We start from the raw sequence: 15,180 nt of genomic DNA on the forward strand, positions 1-15,180 counted from the left end.
ATGACCGACAACGAGATCGTCTGCCGACGCCTGGTCGGCCGCACCGCCGTCATCACCGGCGCGGGCAGCGGCATCGGCCTGGCCACCGCGCGCCGCCTCGCCGGTGAGGGCGCGAACGTGGTCTGCGCCGACATCGACGAGACCGCCGGCAAGGCCGCCGCCGAGGAGGTCGGCGGGCTGTTCGTCCGGGTCGACGTCACCGACGCCGACCAGGTCGAGGCGCTGTTCAAGGCCGCGTACGACACCTACGGCAGCGTCGACATCGCCTTCAACAACGCCGGCATCTCGCCGCCCGACGACGACTCCATCCTGACCACCGGCATCGACGCCTGGCGCCGGGTCCAGGAGGTCAACCTGACCTCCGTCTACCTGTGTTGCAAGGCGGCCCTGCCGTACATGCAGCGGCAGGGCAAGGGCTCGATCATCAACACCGCCTCGTTCGTGGCGGTGATGGGCGCGGCCACCTCGCAGATCTCCTACACCGCGTCCAAGGGCGGGGTGCTGGCGATGTCCCGGGAGCTGGGCGTGCAGTTCGCCCGCGAGGGCATCCGGGTGAACGCGCTGTGCCCCGGCCCGGTCAACACCCCGCTGTTGCAGGAGCTGTTCGCCAAGGACCCGAAGCGCGCCGCCCGCCGCCTGGTGCACATCCCCCTCGGCCGCTTCGCCGAGCCGCAGGAGATCGCCGCCGCCGTGGCCTTCCTGGCCAGCGACGACTCCTCGTTCATGACCGCCAACGAGTTCCTCGTGGACGGCGGTATCGGCGGGGCGTACGTCACCCCGCTGTAGGCCGACCGCCTGTGGCCCCGGCTACCCGGCCGGGGCCAACCGGGTTGTGCCCTGCCCGAGTTGCTCGATGCGGGGGACGGTCGTTTCCACCCCGGGCAGGGCGTTGATCTCGTCGCGGAGCCGCCCGGCGGCGCGGCGGTAGGCGTGATCGGCGAGGACGGTCGCCACCGCCTCGCGTACGTCCTCGGGGGAGGCGGTGACCGGATCGAGGACCCGTCCGGTGCCGAGTGCGACGCAGCGTCTCGCGTTGTGCGGCTGATCGGCGCCCATCGGAAGCAGGACCGACGGCAGGCCATGGGCGAGGGCTCCGGCGAGGCTGCCGGAACCGCCGTGCGAGACGACGAGGTCGCAGCGCGGCAGGATCTCGTCCTGGGGGATGAACCTCTCGATCCGGACGTGGTCCGGCTGCGGTCCGAACTCGGCGGGATCGATGCCCGCGCCCACGGTCATGACCACGTCCGCAGGCAGCTGTCGCAGCCCGGCCAGGACGCGCGCGTGCAGTTCGGGGTGGGTGTAGACGGTGCCGAGGGTGAAGTAGACGGTCGGTCGCCGCGAGGCCGCGCCCGGTGGCGGCACGGACGCCGTCCGGAACGAGAACGCCGTGGACGGCAAGGGCGCGTCGGGGCTGCGGAAGCTCGGCGGGAAGGGCGACAGGACCAGGTCCCGGTCGAGCATGGCGAGCCCCGGATCCGGCGGAAGCCCGAGGCCGGACCGCAGTTGGTGCAGCGGAGCGGCGACCAGATCCTTGCGCAGGAACGTCCCGGCCGCGAGGACGAGCACGGTCGCGCACGGCAGGCCCAGCAGTTCGGCCGCGACCGCCGTGCCGAAGTCGACCTCGTCCCGGACGACAACGTCGGGCCGCCATGCGCGGACGATGTCCGGAATCGCCCCGGCGTGCCGCCGCGCCCCGCGCCCGGCGAAGCCGTCCCGCAGCCCGCGGTCGTCGCCCTCGGCGTCGACGGGCTCCAGCGGCGTGCGGTCCGGTTCCTGCGGTCGGGGCCGCGGCTCGCTCGTGGCGAACGCGGTGAACCCAGCCGCCTCGATCGTGGGGACCAGGTTTCCGCCACCGGCCACGGCGACCGTGTGCCCGGCCGCCTCGGCGGCGCGGGCGATGGGGACGAGGGGATGGAAGTGGCCGCTGCCGCCGATGAAGGTGAACAAGATCCTCATCGGAGGAGGCTACCGCGGCTCCCGATCGCCCGTCCGGCGAAGGCGGGAGCGGGGGTAGCCACTCACACGAGGGGGGCCAGGTCGGGAGTGTGCCCGTCCTCCCGGCCGGTGTCCCTGGCCTCGCAGCGCGCGAACAGCAGCCGACAGGCCAGGTCGTCCCGGCAGATCAGCACGGGGAACCCGGGCCCGCTGTTCTGCTCGATGTGCCGTACGAAGGTGAGGTCTGTGAGCGCGCATCAGAAAGGGCGCCTGCTCGGTCGACCGAACAGACGCCCTGCAACTCGCTTCTAGAGGGCGTACTCCTCCACGCGCGCCCAACGGCCGGCCGGGATGACACCCACCTCGTAGCCCAGGGGGTTGCCGTCCGCATCGAACACGGTGTGCCGAGTTTCCGAAACGGCTGCTGGAGCTTCAAGTTGAAGCAGGGTCAACTCCTCCGGAGTGGCAAGACGTGCCGTCCAGGTGTCGCGTCCCGACGACGGGCGCCGCCCGGTCTGCACCTCCAGATACCGCGTCGTGCCCTCGCGGATGCGGTCCCGCATCAGCAGGCGCGGGCACTGTGTGGCCAGGTCCGCGAGAAACCAGGAGATGGACGTACCGGTGGGCAACTGGCCTTCCAGAGTCACGCGCTGACGCCAGACCACCGCTGTTCCCGGCTCGACGCCCAGCGCCGCCGCGACCTCCTCGGAGGCTTCCGCGCGCTCTGCGCCAAGGATTTCGGCGTGCTCGCCGGACGTGTAGATGTTGCCCGTGGCCCGGGCGGTCTGATAGCGCTCACCAGCGGTGTACGCCAGGAGGACGCGCTCGCGTACAACCGTGCCGACCCCTTGGCGGCTGTCGACAAGGCCCTCCTGTCGCAGCACCGCAATGGCCCTCTCGGCCGTGGCCTTGGCCACCTCCCACGTCCGCGAGAGTTCCGGGACGGACGGAATGGTGTCGCCGGGGACGAGTTCGCCCCGAACGATGCTGCCGCGCAGGCTCTGCGCGATCTGCTCGTACTTGGGCAGTGCCACGAGTGCGCCTCCACTTTCCTAGGTAACTGGTTCGATCAGGGAGCGTACGGCTGGCACAAGGCCAGCGCGAGTGCGAACCAGAACGAGTGTGTCGAGGTTGGGACTTTCCCGCTCGGGCTCGACGTGGTTGCTGTCCGCGACACCAAGGCGCAGGGTGCTGGCGCGGTCCTCGGCTTCACAGCTGAGGCGTGGTCGGCGTTCGTCGCCGACGTGAAGAGTGGACGCTTCACGTCGTAGACAGCACGCGCGTGCTGATTCGTGGTCCCCGGTGGGTGAGATGCCGGGGGTAGGGTCGGCCGGATGACGCTCTCTCATGACCTGGCCGGAGAAGGCCCCACCCTGGTCCTGCTGCACTCCGGGGTGTGCGACCGGCGGATGTGGGACGCCCAGTGGTCCCCCCTGATCGACGCCGGGTTCCGGGTGCTGCGCTGTGACTTCCGGGGCTTCGGCAGCACCCCGGCCCCGGACCGGCCGCACAGCGATGCCGATGACGTGCTGGAACTCCTGGACGCTCTCGACATCGGCCAGGCGGCGCTGGTCGGGGCCTCGTACGGTGGCGGCGTCGCCCTGGAGATCGCGGCGCGCCGACCGGAGCGGGTGAGCGCTCTGGCGCTGCTCTGTTCCGCGCTGGCCGGGCACGAGCCCTCCGCCGAACTGGCCGCTGTCGGTGCGCGCGAGGACGCGCTGATCGAGGCGGGGGACGTCGCCGGTGCGGTGGAACTCATGGTCGGGACCTGGCTCGGACCGGACGCCGACCAGGCCGTCCGGGAGGCCGTACGCCGGATGCAGCGGCGGGCCTTCGACGTCCAACTGGCCGCCGCCGCACGGTTCGAGCCGATCGAGGCTGCGTACGACCCGGCGGCGGTACGCGCCCCCTGCCTGGCCCTGTCGGGCGCGCACGATCTGCCGGACTTCCGGCAGATCGCGGCCCGGCTGCCGACGCTGCTCGCCGACGCCCGCCATGTGGAGCTTCCCTGGGCGGGCCATCTCCCGAGCCTGGAGCGGCCGTCGGCGATCACCGACCTGCTGGTCGGCTTTCTGCGTGAGCGGACCGTGCCGCGTCGATGAGGGCCTGGACGAGCCGGGCGTTCTCCGGGGCGGTGCCGCCGGGGCAGGCGAAGCGGCGGCGGACGTAGCCGTAGGCCAGACCGCTGCGCGGGTCGGCGAAGCCGAGGGCGCCGGCCGCGCCGCAGTGGCCGAAGGCGTCGGGGCCCAGGCCCGGGAACTCGGTCGCCGGGCGTTCGAAGCCCAGGCCGAATCCGGGCGCCACCACGCCGTGCACGTCCACCTTCTCCGGCATGTCCCCACCTCTGAATGTCGGTCGTCCGCGCTTCCGCGACCGACAACGGCGGTCGGGGGCGGGTACTCCGATCAACGAATCGGTGCCGGGGCGTGCGCGGGGGGCGCGCGTTGCGCTCAGTTCCATATCAAAGGGGGCGAAGCGTCGGGTGATACCGCCACTGAGGTGGTACAACCGTGCGCAGGGTCCTTACGAGGGGGGAATTCGGTGATGAAGCTCGACCTGCGCGCTCACGCCCGGCAGGCGCTCATACGCCTGGGGGGCAGGCTGGGGACGGAGCGGCTCCACGACGCACGCAACGTGCTCGGAGCGCTGGCCCTCGGCCGGTGGCTGGCGGACCACCCGTCGGTGACCGGCGTCATCGGCAAGCACCCGGAGAAGACCGGCGTCTACCAGGACGCCGTGGCGATGGTCACCGGCAAGACGCCGCTCTACCTGGAGTTCGGCGTCTGGGAGGGGCTCTCGCTGCGCTGGTGGGCCGAGCACCTGAAGCAGCCGGGCGCCCGGTTCGTCGGCTTCGACAGCTTCGAGGGGCTGCCCGAGCAGTGGCGCCCCGACTACCCGCCGGGCACCTTCGCGGTCGGCCGGCCGCCGGCCATCGACGACGACCGGGTGTCGTTCCAGGTCGGCTGGTTCGCCGACACCCTGCGGGATTTCGAACTCCCCGAGCACGACCAGCTCGTGGTCAACATCGACTGCACGCTGTACTCCAGCACCGCCACGGTGCTGCAGGCCCTGGAGAAGCACATCAAGCCGGGCGACCTCATCTACTTCGACGAACTGCCCGAGTACGATCACGAGCTGCGGGCCTTCTTCGAGCACGTCGAGCGCTGCGGCTGGGTGATCCGTCCGGTGTCGCACGCGCGCGGCTACTACTGGCTGTTCAGCTACGAGTGACCCCCGGCGGGTGATCCCGACCCGGGTCTGGACGGGCGGCACCCCGGTGAAGGCGTCCGCAGGGCGATCCGTAGGCTTGGGCTCCGGTTGTCAGGGTGCGAGAAGACGGGGGACGGGCCGGTGGACGGGACGACTGCGCGCAGAATGCGCTCCGGAGCGGTGGCACTGGGGCTGGTGAGCAGCCTCGCGGTGGCGCTGACCTCGTGCGGCAGCACGCCGGACACCCGCTGCCTGGACACCAGTACGTACAAGGTCGTCGCCGACCGGCTGTGCAACAGCGAGCCGGACAACGGCTACTCCGACGCCGACCGCTACCAGTGGTACCAGCAGGGCGGGAACTCCACCCACGTCACTGGCTACCACCGCTACTACGGCAGCAGCGGCAGCGGGTTCGGCGGCGGCTCGGGGACGTCCCGCAGCAGGAGCAAGGGGGGCTCCTCCGGCGACGGCTCGTCCGGCGACGAGGGCTCGACCGGCAAGGGCGTCAGCAGGGGCGGCCACAGCGGCAGGTCGCACGGCGGCGGCTCGCACGGCGGCGGCTCGCACGGCGGCTGATCCGCAGCCGTGGAGCGCCACCGCATCGAACTCCGCCCCGGCTGGCAGGCCACCGTCGAGTTCGCGCCGCTGCCGGACTTCGACGGCAACCGGGTGGTCCTCGGCGCCTGGGTGGTGGACGGCGAACCCGCAGGTCCGGGCCTACGCGCGTCCTGCGGCCTGGTCACCGATGAGTACGCGCGCTTCCTGCCTCACACCATTCTCAGCTGATCCTCAGACGGGGTTGACCGCGCGTTTAACGCCGACGGCCTAGATTCTGCTGCGTGAGTACGACAACACCTGCCGGCTGGTACCCGGACCCGAAGCCGAGCGATCCTGCCAACCCCGGTAAGCGGTGGTGGAACGGCACCGACTGGACCGTCAGCACCAAGACGGACGAGGTGCTGACCGCCTCCACGGCCGCCTACCCGGCCTATCCGGCGGCCCCGGCCCACCCCCTGGACCCTGCGGCCGTCGCGGTCGAGCCGAAGAAGCCGCGCAAGCGCCGCCCCGTGCTGGTCGCTGCCTCGGTCGCGGCCGTCCTCGGGCTCGGGGTGGGATCACTCGCCACGTACCTGATCATGCACAACGACCACGCGTCCAGCAGCGCCTCCTCGGCCGCGCGCAACCCGGCCGGCGGCTTCGGCGGCAACGGCGGCGGCTCGGACGGCCTCGGCGGTTCCGGCGGCAGCACCGGCGGCTCGGGCAGCACCGGCGGCGGCACCGGCGGCAGCGGCTCGGGCGGCGGCAGCTCCTCCGGCAACGTCGCGGTGGACGTCGCCAACGGGATCACCCTCCCGGACCCGGGCACCGGCTGGACCGGCGGCACCGACCAGAACGGCGACGCCTACCTCTCGTACGGCAGCTACACCTGCTCGGGCTCCAGCGGCGGCACCTGCTCCCTGGCCGGGGCCTCCACCAGCACGCTGACCGCCCCGGTCAGCGGCGGCGCGCAGGCGGCCGCGACCGCCGACATGGCGACGGCGGTCAGCCAGTCCTACGGCACGATCACCGGCCACAAGCAGCTGGAGGCGAAGGCGGTGACCGTGGCCGGGCGCTCCGGCTACCTCATCCGCTGGCAGGTCGACGCCAAGGTCGGCAACAACGGCACGGTGGAGGACGTCGTCTTCCCCAACAGCGCCAACACCAAGCTGATCGCCGTCCACCTGGGCTTCGACATCGCCAGCAAGGCCCCGGCGGTGTCGGTGATGGACAGCATCATCTCCGGCATCCAGGACTACAGCGGCGGCGCGGCCGGCGGCGGCACCGGCGGAGGCACGACCTCCTGACCGGTCGGCCCCGACCGGGGCCGCAGAACCACAGCGCGCCCGCCGACTCCCCTCGGCGGGCGGCGCTGCGCCGTGCGTTCATCGGACGCCTCAGAGGAAGGTCCGGCCCTCGCCCCGGTACGTCGGGACGGTCGCGGTGATCCGGTCGCCCTCGACCAGGTGCAGATCGGCGAAGCGCTCGCACAGCTCGCCCGCCTTCGCATGCCGGAACCACACCCGGTCGCCGATCAGCAGGTCGTCCGCCGCCGCGCCGAGCAGCGGCGTCTGCACCTCGCCCGCGCCCTCCTGCGGGTCGTAGCGCAGCCCCGGCGGCAGGTAGGGCACGGGCGAGCGGTCCGGGCCCGCCGCGCCCGAGGCCGGGTAGCCGCCGCCGAGCACCGTCACCACGCCCACGCCCGGACGCCGCACCACCGGCTGGGCGAACAGCGCGGCCGGACGGCCGTGGAACGAGCGGTAGTTGTCGAACAGCCGGGGGACGTACAGCCCCGACCCGGCCGCGACCTCGGTCACCGCGTCCTCGGCGACCGTGGACTCCACACTGCCGGTGCCGCCGCCGTTGACGAACTCCAGATCCACCACCCGGCGCACCGCCCGCACCGTCTCCGCCCGCCGCTGCGCCAGCTCGGCCCGGGCCCTGGCCTGCATCAGCTGGATCATCCGGGAGCGCAGCGGCCGCCCGGCGACGGAGTCGCCGACCCCGGCCACATGCCCCTCGTACGCCATCAGCCCGACCACCCGGAAGCCCGGACGCTGCTGCACCAGCTCGGCGAAGGACGCCAGCGCCTCCGGCGTCCGCAGCGGGGAGCGCCGCGCGCCGACCCGCACCCGGCCGCCGAACAGGTGCAGCGCGGTGTCCAGCTCCAGGCAGACCCGGATCTCCTCGGTGCCCGCCTCGCCCCGGGCCGCGTCGATCAGGTCGAGCTGCGCCGGATCGTCCAGCAGCACGGTGATCGTCCCGGCCAGTTTGGCGTCCGCGGCCAGCTCGGCGTAGCCGGCCCGGTCCACCGAGGGGTACGCCAGCAGGATGTCCTCGAAGCCCGCCCGGGCCAGCCAGACCGACTCGGCCAGGGTGAAGCTCATGACCCCCTGGAAACCGTCCAGGCCCAGCACCCGCTCCAGCAGCGCCCGGCAGCGCACCGACTTGCTCGCCACCCGGATCGGCTTGCCGGCGGCACGGCGGACCAAGTCGGCCGCGTTGGCGTCGAAAGCCTCGAGATCCACGATCGCCAGCGGCGCGTCGAGGTGGGCGGTGGCACGGTCGTAGCGGGCGCGGTCGACAGAAAGGGTCACCATGCGCGAAGACTGCCACACGTCCACTACCCACGGGTAGGGCCTTCACGCAGGCTGCGCGTTCCCTGCGAACGCCCGCCCCGAGGGGCCCGGATTCAGCTGCCGTTCAGCGAATCGGCAGCCGCCCGGGCGACCGACTGCACCAGCGCGATCCCACTGGACTCGCTGAGGTTGCCGTCCGAGACCGCCGCGATCAGCAGCTCGTGCCCGTCCCGCTGGACCATCCCGATGCTGTTGATCACCCACAGGCCGGTCGCGGACCGCGGCAGCCAGCCGTTCTTCACCGCGTAGTCGCTGCCGCTGGCCGCCGCACTCACGCCCCAGCGCTGGTCGCTCTCCACCTGCCCGAGCAGCCCCTGGACGTAGCTGCGCGAGGCGGACGACAGCAGCGAGTCGCCGGTGAAGACCTGGCGCAGCAGCCGCACCTGGTCGGCGGCGGTGGTCGAGGTCAGGCCCCAGTTGCCGTCCGTGCCGCCCGAGGTGGAGACCAGCCCGAAGCGCCGGTTCGCCGTGTTCAGACCGCTCTCCTGGCCGATCTGGTTCCACAGGGCGGTCGCGGCGTTGTTGTCGCTGTTCTCGATCATGGTGGTGGCCAGGCTGCGCTGTGCGGCGGTCAGCACGGTGCCCTGGTCCTGGGCCTGCAGCAGCAGCGTGGACAGGATGTCGAGCTTGACGATGCTGGCGGTGGCGAAGCCGTGCCCGGGCGCGCCGTACGTCAGCGACCGCCCGGTGCCCAGGTCGGTCACCGAGACCGAGACCGCGCCGTTGGCCCCGGCCACGGCGCTGCGCAGCGCGGCGTTCGCGGCGGGGGCGGCCGGGGCGGTTGCCGAGGGCTTCGGCTTGGCGGACGGCTTCGCGGACGCGGGGGCTGCGGCGGACGCGGGAGCTGCGGAAGAAGAGGTCGAGTCGGCCACGGAGGACATTCTCGCGTGGCTCTCGGCCGCACTGGAATGCCCTTGCAGCAGCAGGACGGTGATGATGCCCGCAGCTGTGAGGACGCTCACCAGGGTCAGCATCCTCGTCAGGGAGACACTTCGCATCGACATGACGGTGACGCTAGAGAGCGGCGCTTTGAGCAGCCTGAAGACAGTATGGGCGTTTCCTGATACTTCGCCCTTACCAGTCATCGACTAGGCTCACCGGGTGCAGCGCAAGAACATTCCAGACCCCGGTTTCGCGGGCGACGACGGTTCCGCCGATCCCCTGCTCGCCGCAGCCCTGGCCCGCCACGCGGCGGAGCCCTCCCCGGAGACCGAGCGCGAGCTGGTGGCGCTCCTCGCCGGGGCGCGGCTGATGGTGCCGATCGTGGCAATCCTCGGCGAGGTCGAGACCGACGCCGACGGCCTGAAGCACGACAAGTCCAGCGACATGGCCGTCCCCACCATCGACGCCCCGGACGGACGCAAGGGCCTCCCGGCGTTCACCTCGCTCGACGCCATGGCGCGCTGGCGGGCCGACGCCCGCCCGGCGCCGGTCCCGGCCCGGCAGGCGGTGCAGGCGGCCTGGTCGGAGCAGGCCGACGCGCTGCTGATCGACCTGGCCGGTCCGGCCTTCTACGAGCTGTCCGGCGCGGCCATGCGCGCTGTCGCCGAGGGCCGCGCCATGGTCGATCCGCTGCGCGACCCGGAGGTCGCCGAGGCAGTGCGGACGCTGTTGGCCGCGCACCCGGTGGTGCTCCGCGCCCACCTGCTGCCCAGCACCGAGACGGACGCGCTGCTGGCGCTGGTGCCCGACCCGGCCGTGGACCGCGAGGGCCTCGGGCCGGCGGTGCAGCGGGTCGCCGAGGCGCTCGGCGCGGACGAGCTGCTGCGGATCCGCCTCGACCGGGGGCTGGACCTCGCGGTCGTCGCCGCCTCCCCTCCGAACCCGCGACCCCCCTCTACACCCGCGCCCCCTGAAGCCGCCCCGCCGGGGGCGCCGGGGGGCGACCCCCGGACCCCCGCGTACAGGCGGGCGGGTCAGCCGTAGACCGGGCCGGTACTGTGCCGGCCCGGGGGGCGACCCCCGGACCCCCGGCGTACGGATCGGCGGGTCAGCCGTAGACCGGGCCGGTGAACTTCTCGCCGGGGCCGGTGCCGGGCTCGTCCGGGACCAGGGACGCCTCGCGGAAGGCCAGCTGGAGCGACTTGAGGCCGTCCCGGAGCGGGGCCGCGTGGAAGTTGCTGATCTCCGGCGCGCCGGCGGTGACCAGCCCGGCCAGGGCGGTGATCAGCTTGCGGGCCTCGTCCAGGTCCTTGTGGGCCTCGCCGCCCTCCGCGAGTCCGAGGTTGACCGCCGCCGCGCTCATCAGGTGCACGGCCACCGTGGTGATGACCTCGACCGCCGGGACGTCGGCGATGTCGCGGGTGAGGTCGTCGAAGCGGGGGCCGTCGTCGGCGACGGGCAGGTCGGGGGTCTCGGGCTGGCTGCTCATGGAAAATTCGCCTCGCTGCAGATGGATGTCTCTCCGAAGTCTGCCCGATGGCCGCGCGGGCTCGGAAAAAGAGCCACGAACGCACGGATTCTGCGCTAGCGCCGGTCGCTGCTATGCTTGCGGAGACCGGCCAGGTACAGCCACGTCCCCGCGAGGGTGACAGCGGAGGTTCCCGGCCCGCAAGTGGAGGCTCCCTCCCACCCGCATCGACCCGAGGGTCGTCGGGTTCCGGTCAGGCGGTTCGCGCTTCATACCCGCGATTCCGCCCTGTGCACGCCGCAGACGTCACCGTCGGCGGCAGCGTACCCGGTTCGTGGAGCCCCGCCTGCCTGTCATGCGGGGCTTTTTTCGTGCCCGCGGTAGCGCCCTATGCGGCACCGCGGCACGAATGAAGCCCTGTGTGGCGGTAACCAGTCCGCTGTTCACGCGACTGCCGACGGCAGCCGCGGAGGTGCAACCGAGGAGGATCCATCAGCACCGAGCCCCGCATCAACGACCGGATTCGCGTCCCTGAGGTGCGACTCGTCGGTCCCAGTGGCGAGCAGGTCGGCATCGTGCCGCTTGCCAAGGCCCTGGAACTTGCGCAGGAGTACGACCTGGATCTGGTCGAGGTCGCGGCCACCGCCCGGCCGCCGGTGTGCAAGCTCATGGACTACGGCAAGTTCAAGTACGAGTCCGCCATGAAGGCCCGTGAGGCGCGCAAGAACCAGGCCCACACGGTCATCAAGGAGATGAAGCTCCGCCCGAAGATCGACCCGCACGACTACGACACCAAAAAGGGTCACGTCGTCCGGTTCCTCAAGCAGGGCGACAAGGTCAAGATCACGATCATGTTCCGCGGCCGCGAGCAGTCCCGGCCCGAGCTGGGCTTCCGGTTGCTGCAGCGACTCGCCTCCGACGTTGAGGAGTTGGGCTTCATCGAGTCCAACCCCAAGCAGGACGGCCGGAACATGATCATGGTTCTCGGCCCGCACAAGAAGAAGACCGAAGCCATGGCCGAGGCCCGCGAGGCGGCTGCCGTCCGCAAGGCCGAGCGTCAGGGCCGCTCGGCCGACGAGACGGACGTCGAGGACGCTCCGGCCGAATCGGCCGACGCGCCCGAGGCGACTGAGGAGACCGAAGCGGACTCCGCGCAGGCCGAGCAGGCCGACGCGACCGCCGACGCCTCGGAGGCTGCAGCCAGCTAGGCTGCCGCGTCCACCCCCGGCCCCCCGGCACCCGCCGGAGGGCCCTGGAGATCCACCAGCGCTCCCGCCCGCGCCCCGGCGCACGGGCGGGAGCGGACCGACGAGGAGAGTACGGCGACATGCCGAAGAACAAGACGCACTCCGGTGCCAGCAAGCGCTTCAAGATCACTGGCTCCGGCAAGGTCATGCGCCAGCAGGCCGGCCGTCGTCACCTGCTCGAGCACAAGTCGTCCACGCTGACTCGTCGCCTGGCCGGCACGGTCGAGGTGGCCCCCGCCAACGCCAAGAAGGTCAAGAAGCTTCTCGGCAAGTGATCCTGCGCCCAGCGCACTGGATCCCCTCGACCCATTCGTACCGGATCGCGTGAATCAGCCCGCGGTCCTCACCAAGGAGTAACAACGTGGCACGCGTCAAGCGGGCAGTGAACGCCCACAAGAAGCGCCGGGTAGTCCTCGAGCGGGCCAGCGGTTACCGCGGCCAGCGCGGGCGTCTGTACCGCAAGGCGAAGGAGCAGCTGCTCCACTCCTTCACCTACAACTACAACGACCGGAAGAAGCGCAAGGGCGACTTCCGTCAGCTGTGGATCCAGCGCATCAACGCTGCGGCGCGTGCGAACGGCATGACCTACAACCGCCTCATCCAGGGCCTGAAGGCTGCCAACGTCGAGATCGACCGCAAGATGCTCGCCGAGCTGGCGGTCCACGACTCCGGCGCCTTCGCTTCGCTGGTCGAGGTCGCGCAGAAGGCCCTCCCGGCCGACGTGAACGCGCCCCGCGTCGCCGCCGACGCCGCCTGAGCGAGCGTCACGCGGTAGTGGCGCGCGAGCGCCGCGACGCATCCCGGGCCCGCAGGGGGATCACCCCTTGCGGGCCCGTTCTGTCGGGTGACGCCCCTCGAGCGGCCCTTGAATGCCCCTCGGGTGCCCCTTGAGTCGAGCGCGCCCGGAATGACGCCCCAGCACCAGCCAGCCCCTCATGTCCCTGCGAAGACCCGAGCGCCGAAGCGAGAGACGATGCCCCAGCAGCAGTACCCCGAGCTGACCTCGCTGCGCTCGCCCCGGGTCAGCGCCGCCCGTCGGCTCTCCCGCCGGGTGCAGCGGACCAAGGAGCGCCGGTTCATCGCCGAGGGGCCGCAGGCGGTGCGTGAGGCCGTCGCCTACGGCCGGATCCCCGGCGGCGGGGGCGCACACGCGGTGGTGGAGATCTACGTCACGCCCGAGGCCGCCGAGCGCCACGCCGACCTGCTGGCGGACGCCCACGGCGCGCGGGTGCCGGTGCTGACCGCCACGGACGAGGTGGTCGCGGCGGTGTGCCAGACCGTCACCCCGCAGGGCATCGCCGCCGTCTGCCGCTTTGTCGACACCCCGTTCGAGACGGTGCTGGCCGGACGCCCCCGGCTGGTCGCCGTGCTCGCCAGCGTCCGCGACCCCGGGAACGCCGGAACGGTGCTGCGGACTGCCGACGCCGCCGGGGCCGACGCGGTCGTCCTCACCGACGCCTCGGTGGACCTGTACAACCCCAAGGCCGTGCGCGCGTCCGTCGGCAGCCTCTACCACCTGCCGGTGGCCGTGGGCGTGCCGGTCGAGCAGGCGGTCGCCGGGCTGCGTGCCGCCGGGGTGCGCATCCTGGCCGCCGACGGCGCGGGCGGGCGGGATCTGGACGCCGAGCTGGACGACCACGCCCTCGGCGGGCCCACTGCCTGGGTGTTCGGCAACGAGGCGTGGGGCCTGCCGGAGCAGACCCGCGCACTGGCGGACGAGGTGGTGCGCGTGCCCATCCACGGGCACGCCGAGAGCCTCAATCTGGCGACCGCCGCCGCCGTGTGCCTGTACGCCTCCGCGCGCGCCCAGCGCGCCTCCGGCGGGTGCCGCGGCTGATGTTATTTTCGCTAAGGTGGCCATCTGAGGGGGTGGCGATGTCCGGTACCGAACGCAGCCGCGAAGCGATACTGCCTGCCGGGTCCGCCCCCGCCGCCGACGAGCCCGCGCCCTGTCCACCGGCCGACGAGCCCCGTCCATCGGCCGCCGCCGAGCCGGGCCGGCTGGACGTCGAGGACCTCCCCGACGGCCTGGTCGTCGCCGACGCCGACGGCCGGGTGGTCTGCTTCAACGCCGCCGCCGTCCGGATCAGCGGCATCCCGGCCGCCTCCGCCCTGGGCCGCCCGCTGGCCGAGGCGCTGCCGCTGGAGGATCTGGAGGGCCGCCGCTGGTGGCAGCTGACCGACCCGTACGGCGGCCTGGCCACCCGTACCCGCCAGCCCGAGCGCAACCTGCTGCTGCCCGGCGGCCGCGAGGTCCTGGTCTCCGCCCGCTACCTGCGGGCCGACGCCCGTACCGGCCCGGTCTGCCGGGTCGTGGTCGCGCTGCGCGGCACCGAAGCCCGGCAGCGCACCGAGCGCAGCCACGCCGAGCTGATCGCCACCGTCGCGCACGAGCTGCGCTCCCCGCTGACCAGCGTCAAGGGCTTCACCGCGACCCTGCTGCAGAAGTGGGAGCGCTTCACCGACGACCAGAAGCGGCTGATGCTGGAGACCGTCGACGCCGACGCCAACCGGGTCACCCGGCTGATCGCGGAGCTGCTCGACATCTCCCGGATCGACGCCGGACGCCTGGAGATCCGCCGCCAGCAGGTCGACCTGCCCGCCGCCATCCGGCACCAGGTGGACGGCAAGACGGCGGCCGGGGTCGCGCCGGAGCGGTTCGCCATCCGGGTGCAGGAGCCGCTGCCGCCGCTGTGGGCCGACGCCGACAAGATCGACCAGGTGCTGGGCAACCTGCTGGAAAACGCGGTGCGCCACGGTGAGGGGACTGTCACCATCGAGGTCCAGTCGGAGAAGGCAGCCCTCGCCCCCGGCCAGGTACGGGAGTGGACGGTGGTGACGGTGAGCGACCAGGGCGCCGGCATCCCCGAGGAATCCATCCCGCGCGTCTTCACCCGCTTCTGGCGCGGCAGCAAGCGCGGCGGCACCGGCCTGGGCCTGTACATCGTCAAGGGCATCGTGGAGGCGCACGGCGGCAGCATCGCCGTGGACCGGGTGCCCGAGGGCGGGGCCCGGTTCCGATTCATCCTGCCTGCGGGCATCCCCGAGTTCATGGTCTGAACAGCCGACCGCTCGACCCCCGCAGGCCGCCGCACGGCCGGGAACGGCCCTCGTCGATCCCGGTAGACTCGGCCATTGGCGTTGTCCGACGCCTCTCGCGGCCCCGCCGCGGACACCCCGCCCGACCCCGGGCCGCGATGCCCGCCGCAGGACTGCGCGCGGCCGGTCCCCACCGCCCACCCGAGCAGCACACCGCTGGAGC

General features: G+C 72.4%; 18 protein-coding genes and 1 pseudogene. 13 read left to right on the plus strand and 6 right to left on the minus strand.

The window, feature by feature from the left end:
* Positions 1–786 carry a 3-oxoacyl-ACP reductase gene (locus tag GXW83_RS11930; protein ID WP_182443057.1) on the plus strand — a complete coding sequence of 262 codons (786 nt, stop codon included), beginning with the start codon at positions 1–3 and terminating at the stop codon, positions 784–786.
* A gap of 21 nt (positions 787–807) precedes the next feature.
* Here GXW83_RS11930 and GXW83_RS11935 read toward each other — a convergent pair whose 3' ends face one another.
* Positions 808–1,956, minus strand: a complete 1,149-nt coding sequence (locus GXW83_RS11935) for a glycosyltransferase (RefSeq protein ID WP_182443058.1) — start codon at positions 1,954–1,956, stop codon at positions 808–810.
* A 287-nt stretch (positions 1,957–2,243) separates the two neighbouring features.
* Positions 2,244–2,969, minus strand: a complete 726-nt coding sequence (locus GXW83_RS11940; protein WP_182443059.1) for a GntR family transcriptional regulator — start codon at positions 2,967–2,969, stop codon at positions 2,244–2,246.
* Between GXW83_RS11940 and GXW83_RS11945 the strand changes: the two genes are divergently transcribed.
* Both GXW83_RS11945 and GXW83_RS11950 read left to right on the plus strand, forming a co-directional pair.
* Positions 2,946–3,206 (plus strand): DUF397 domain-containing protein, encoded by a 261-nt coding sequence (locus GXW83_RS11945; protein ID WP_182447242.1) that lies wholly within the window; start codon positions 2,946–2,948, stop codon positions 3,204–3,206. The genes GXW83_RS11940 and GXW83_RS11945 overlap by 24 nt on opposite strands.
* Positions 3,207–3,269: 63 nt before the next feature.
* The gene (locus GXW83_RS11950; protein WP_182443060.1) at positions 3,270–4,037 is read left to right on the plus strand and encodes an alpha/beta fold hydrolase; all 768 of its coding nucleotides are present in this window, start codon (positions 3,270–3,272) and stop codon (positions 4,035–4,037) included.
* Here the strand turns inward: GXW83_RS11950 and GXW83_RS11955 are convergent.
* Positions 3,985–4,269 (minus strand): hypothetical protein, encoded by a 285-nt coding sequence (locus tag GXW83_RS11955; RefSeq protein WP_182443061.1) that lies wholly within the window; start codon positions 4,267–4,269, stop codon positions 3,985–3,987. The genes GXW83_RS11950 and GXW83_RS11955 overlap by 53 nt on opposite strands.
* Before the next feature lie 210 nt (positions 4,270–4,479).
* Here GXW83_RS11955 and GXW83_RS11960 point away from each other — a divergent pair, with 210 nt between their 5' ends.
* From GXW83_RS11960 to GXW83_RS11975, 4 genes and pseudogenes are all read left to right on the plus strand, one after another.
* Positions 4,480–5,166, plus strand: a complete 687-nt coding sequence (locus tag GXW83_RS11960; RefSeq protein WP_182443062.1) for a class I SAM-dependent methyltransferase — start codon at positions 4,480–4,482, stop codon at positions 5,164–5,166.
* A 174-nt stretch (positions 5,167–5,340) separates the two neighbouring features.
* On the plus strand, positions 5,341–5,721 hold the full coding sequence (locus GXW83_RS11965) for a hypothetical protein (protein ID WP_225446920.1): 381 nt from the start codon (positions 5,341–5,343) through the stop codon (positions 5,719–5,721).
* A gap of 57 nt (positions 5,722–5,778) precedes the next feature.
* Positions 5,779–5,931, plus strand: a pseudogene (locus GXW83_RS11970) (glutathionylspermidine synthase family protein); the annotation flags it as partial.
* 53 nt (positions 5,932–5,984) lie between these two features.
* A complete protein-coding gene (locus tag GXW83_RS11975; RefSeq protein WP_182443063.1) occupies positions 5,985–6,989 on the plus strand; it encodes a DUF2510 domain-containing protein in 1,005 nt (334 codons plus the stop codon).
* Between the two features lie 90 nt (positions 6,990–7,079).
* Here the strand turns inward: GXW83_RS11975 and GXW83_RS11980 are convergent, their stop codons facing one another.
* On the minus strand, positions 7,080–8,282 hold the full coding sequence (locus GXW83_RS11980; protein ID WP_182443064.1) for an amino acid deaminase/aldolase: 1,203 nt from the start codon (positions 8,280–8,282) through the stop codon (positions 7,080–7,082).
* A 92-nt stretch (positions 8,283–8,374) separates the two neighbouring features.
* On the minus strand, positions 8,375–9,325 hold the full coding sequence (locus GXW83_RS11985) for a serine hydrolase (protein WP_225446921.1): 951 nt from the start codon (positions 9,323–9,325) through the stop codon (positions 8,375–8,377).
* Between the two features lie 97 nt (positions 9,326–9,422).
* On the opposite strand from GXW83_RS11985, the gene GXW83_RS11990 reads away from it, so the two are divergent.
* Complete coding sequence (locus GXW83_RS11990) at positions 9,423–10,247, plus strand: SseB family protein (protein WP_182443065.1); 825 nt, start codon at positions 9,423–9,425, stop codon at positions 10,245–10,247.
* 64 nt (positions 10,248–10,311) lie between these two features.
* On the opposite strand, the gene GXW83_RS11995 is transcribed toward GXW83_RS11990, so the two are convergent.
* Positions 10,312–10,692, minus strand: a complete 381-nt coding sequence (locus GXW83_RS11995) for a DUF1844 domain-containing protein (protein ID WP_182443066.1) — start codon at positions 10,690–10,692, stop codon at positions 10,312–10,314.
* A 470-nt stretch (positions 10,693–11,162) separates the two neighbouring features.
* Between GXW83_RS11995 and infC the strand changes: the two genes are divergently transcribed.
* From infC to GXW83_RS12020, 5 genes are all read left to right on the plus strand, one after another.
* Positions 11,163–11,879 carry a translation initiation factor IF-3 gene (gene infC, locus GXW83_RS12000; protein ID WP_182447245.1) on the plus strand — a complete coding sequence of 239 codons (717 nt, stop codon included), beginning with the start codon at positions 11,163–11,165 and terminating at the stop codon, positions 11,877–11,879.
* 119 nt (positions 11,880–11,998) lie between these two features.
* Complete coding sequence (rpmI, locus tag GXW83_RS12005; RefSeq protein ID WP_182443067.1) at positions 11,999–12,193, plus strand: 50S ribosomal protein L35; 195 nt, start codon at positions 11,999–12,001, stop codon at positions 12,191–12,193.
* 86 nt (positions 12,194–12,279) lie between these two features.
* Positions 12,280–12,675, plus strand: a complete 396-nt coding sequence (gene rplT, locus GXW83_RS12010) for a 50S ribosomal protein L20 (protein ID WP_182443068.1) — start codon at positions 12,280–12,282, stop codon at positions 12,673–12,675.
* Between the two features lie 216 nt (positions 12,676–12,891).
* Complete coding sequence (locus GXW83_RS12015; protein ID WP_182443069.1) at positions 12,892–13,755, plus strand: RNA methyltransferase; 864 nt, start codon at positions 12,892–12,894, stop codon at positions 13,753–13,755.
* A gap of 38 nt (positions 13,756–13,793) precedes the next feature.
* Positions 13,794–14,978, plus strand: coding sequence for an ATP-binding protein (locus tag GXW83_RS12020; protein ID WP_182443070.1), 1,185 nt, complete (start codon positions 13,794–13,796; stop codon positions 14,976–14,978).
* The last annotated feature ends 202 nt before the right edge of the window (positions 14,979–15,180 follow it).

The sequence above is a fragment of the Streptacidiphilus sp. PB12-B1b genome (genome assembly GCF_014084125.1).
Classification (GTDB): domain Bacteria; phylum Actinomycetota; class Actinomycetes; order Streptomycetales; family Streptomycetaceae; genus Streptacidiphilus.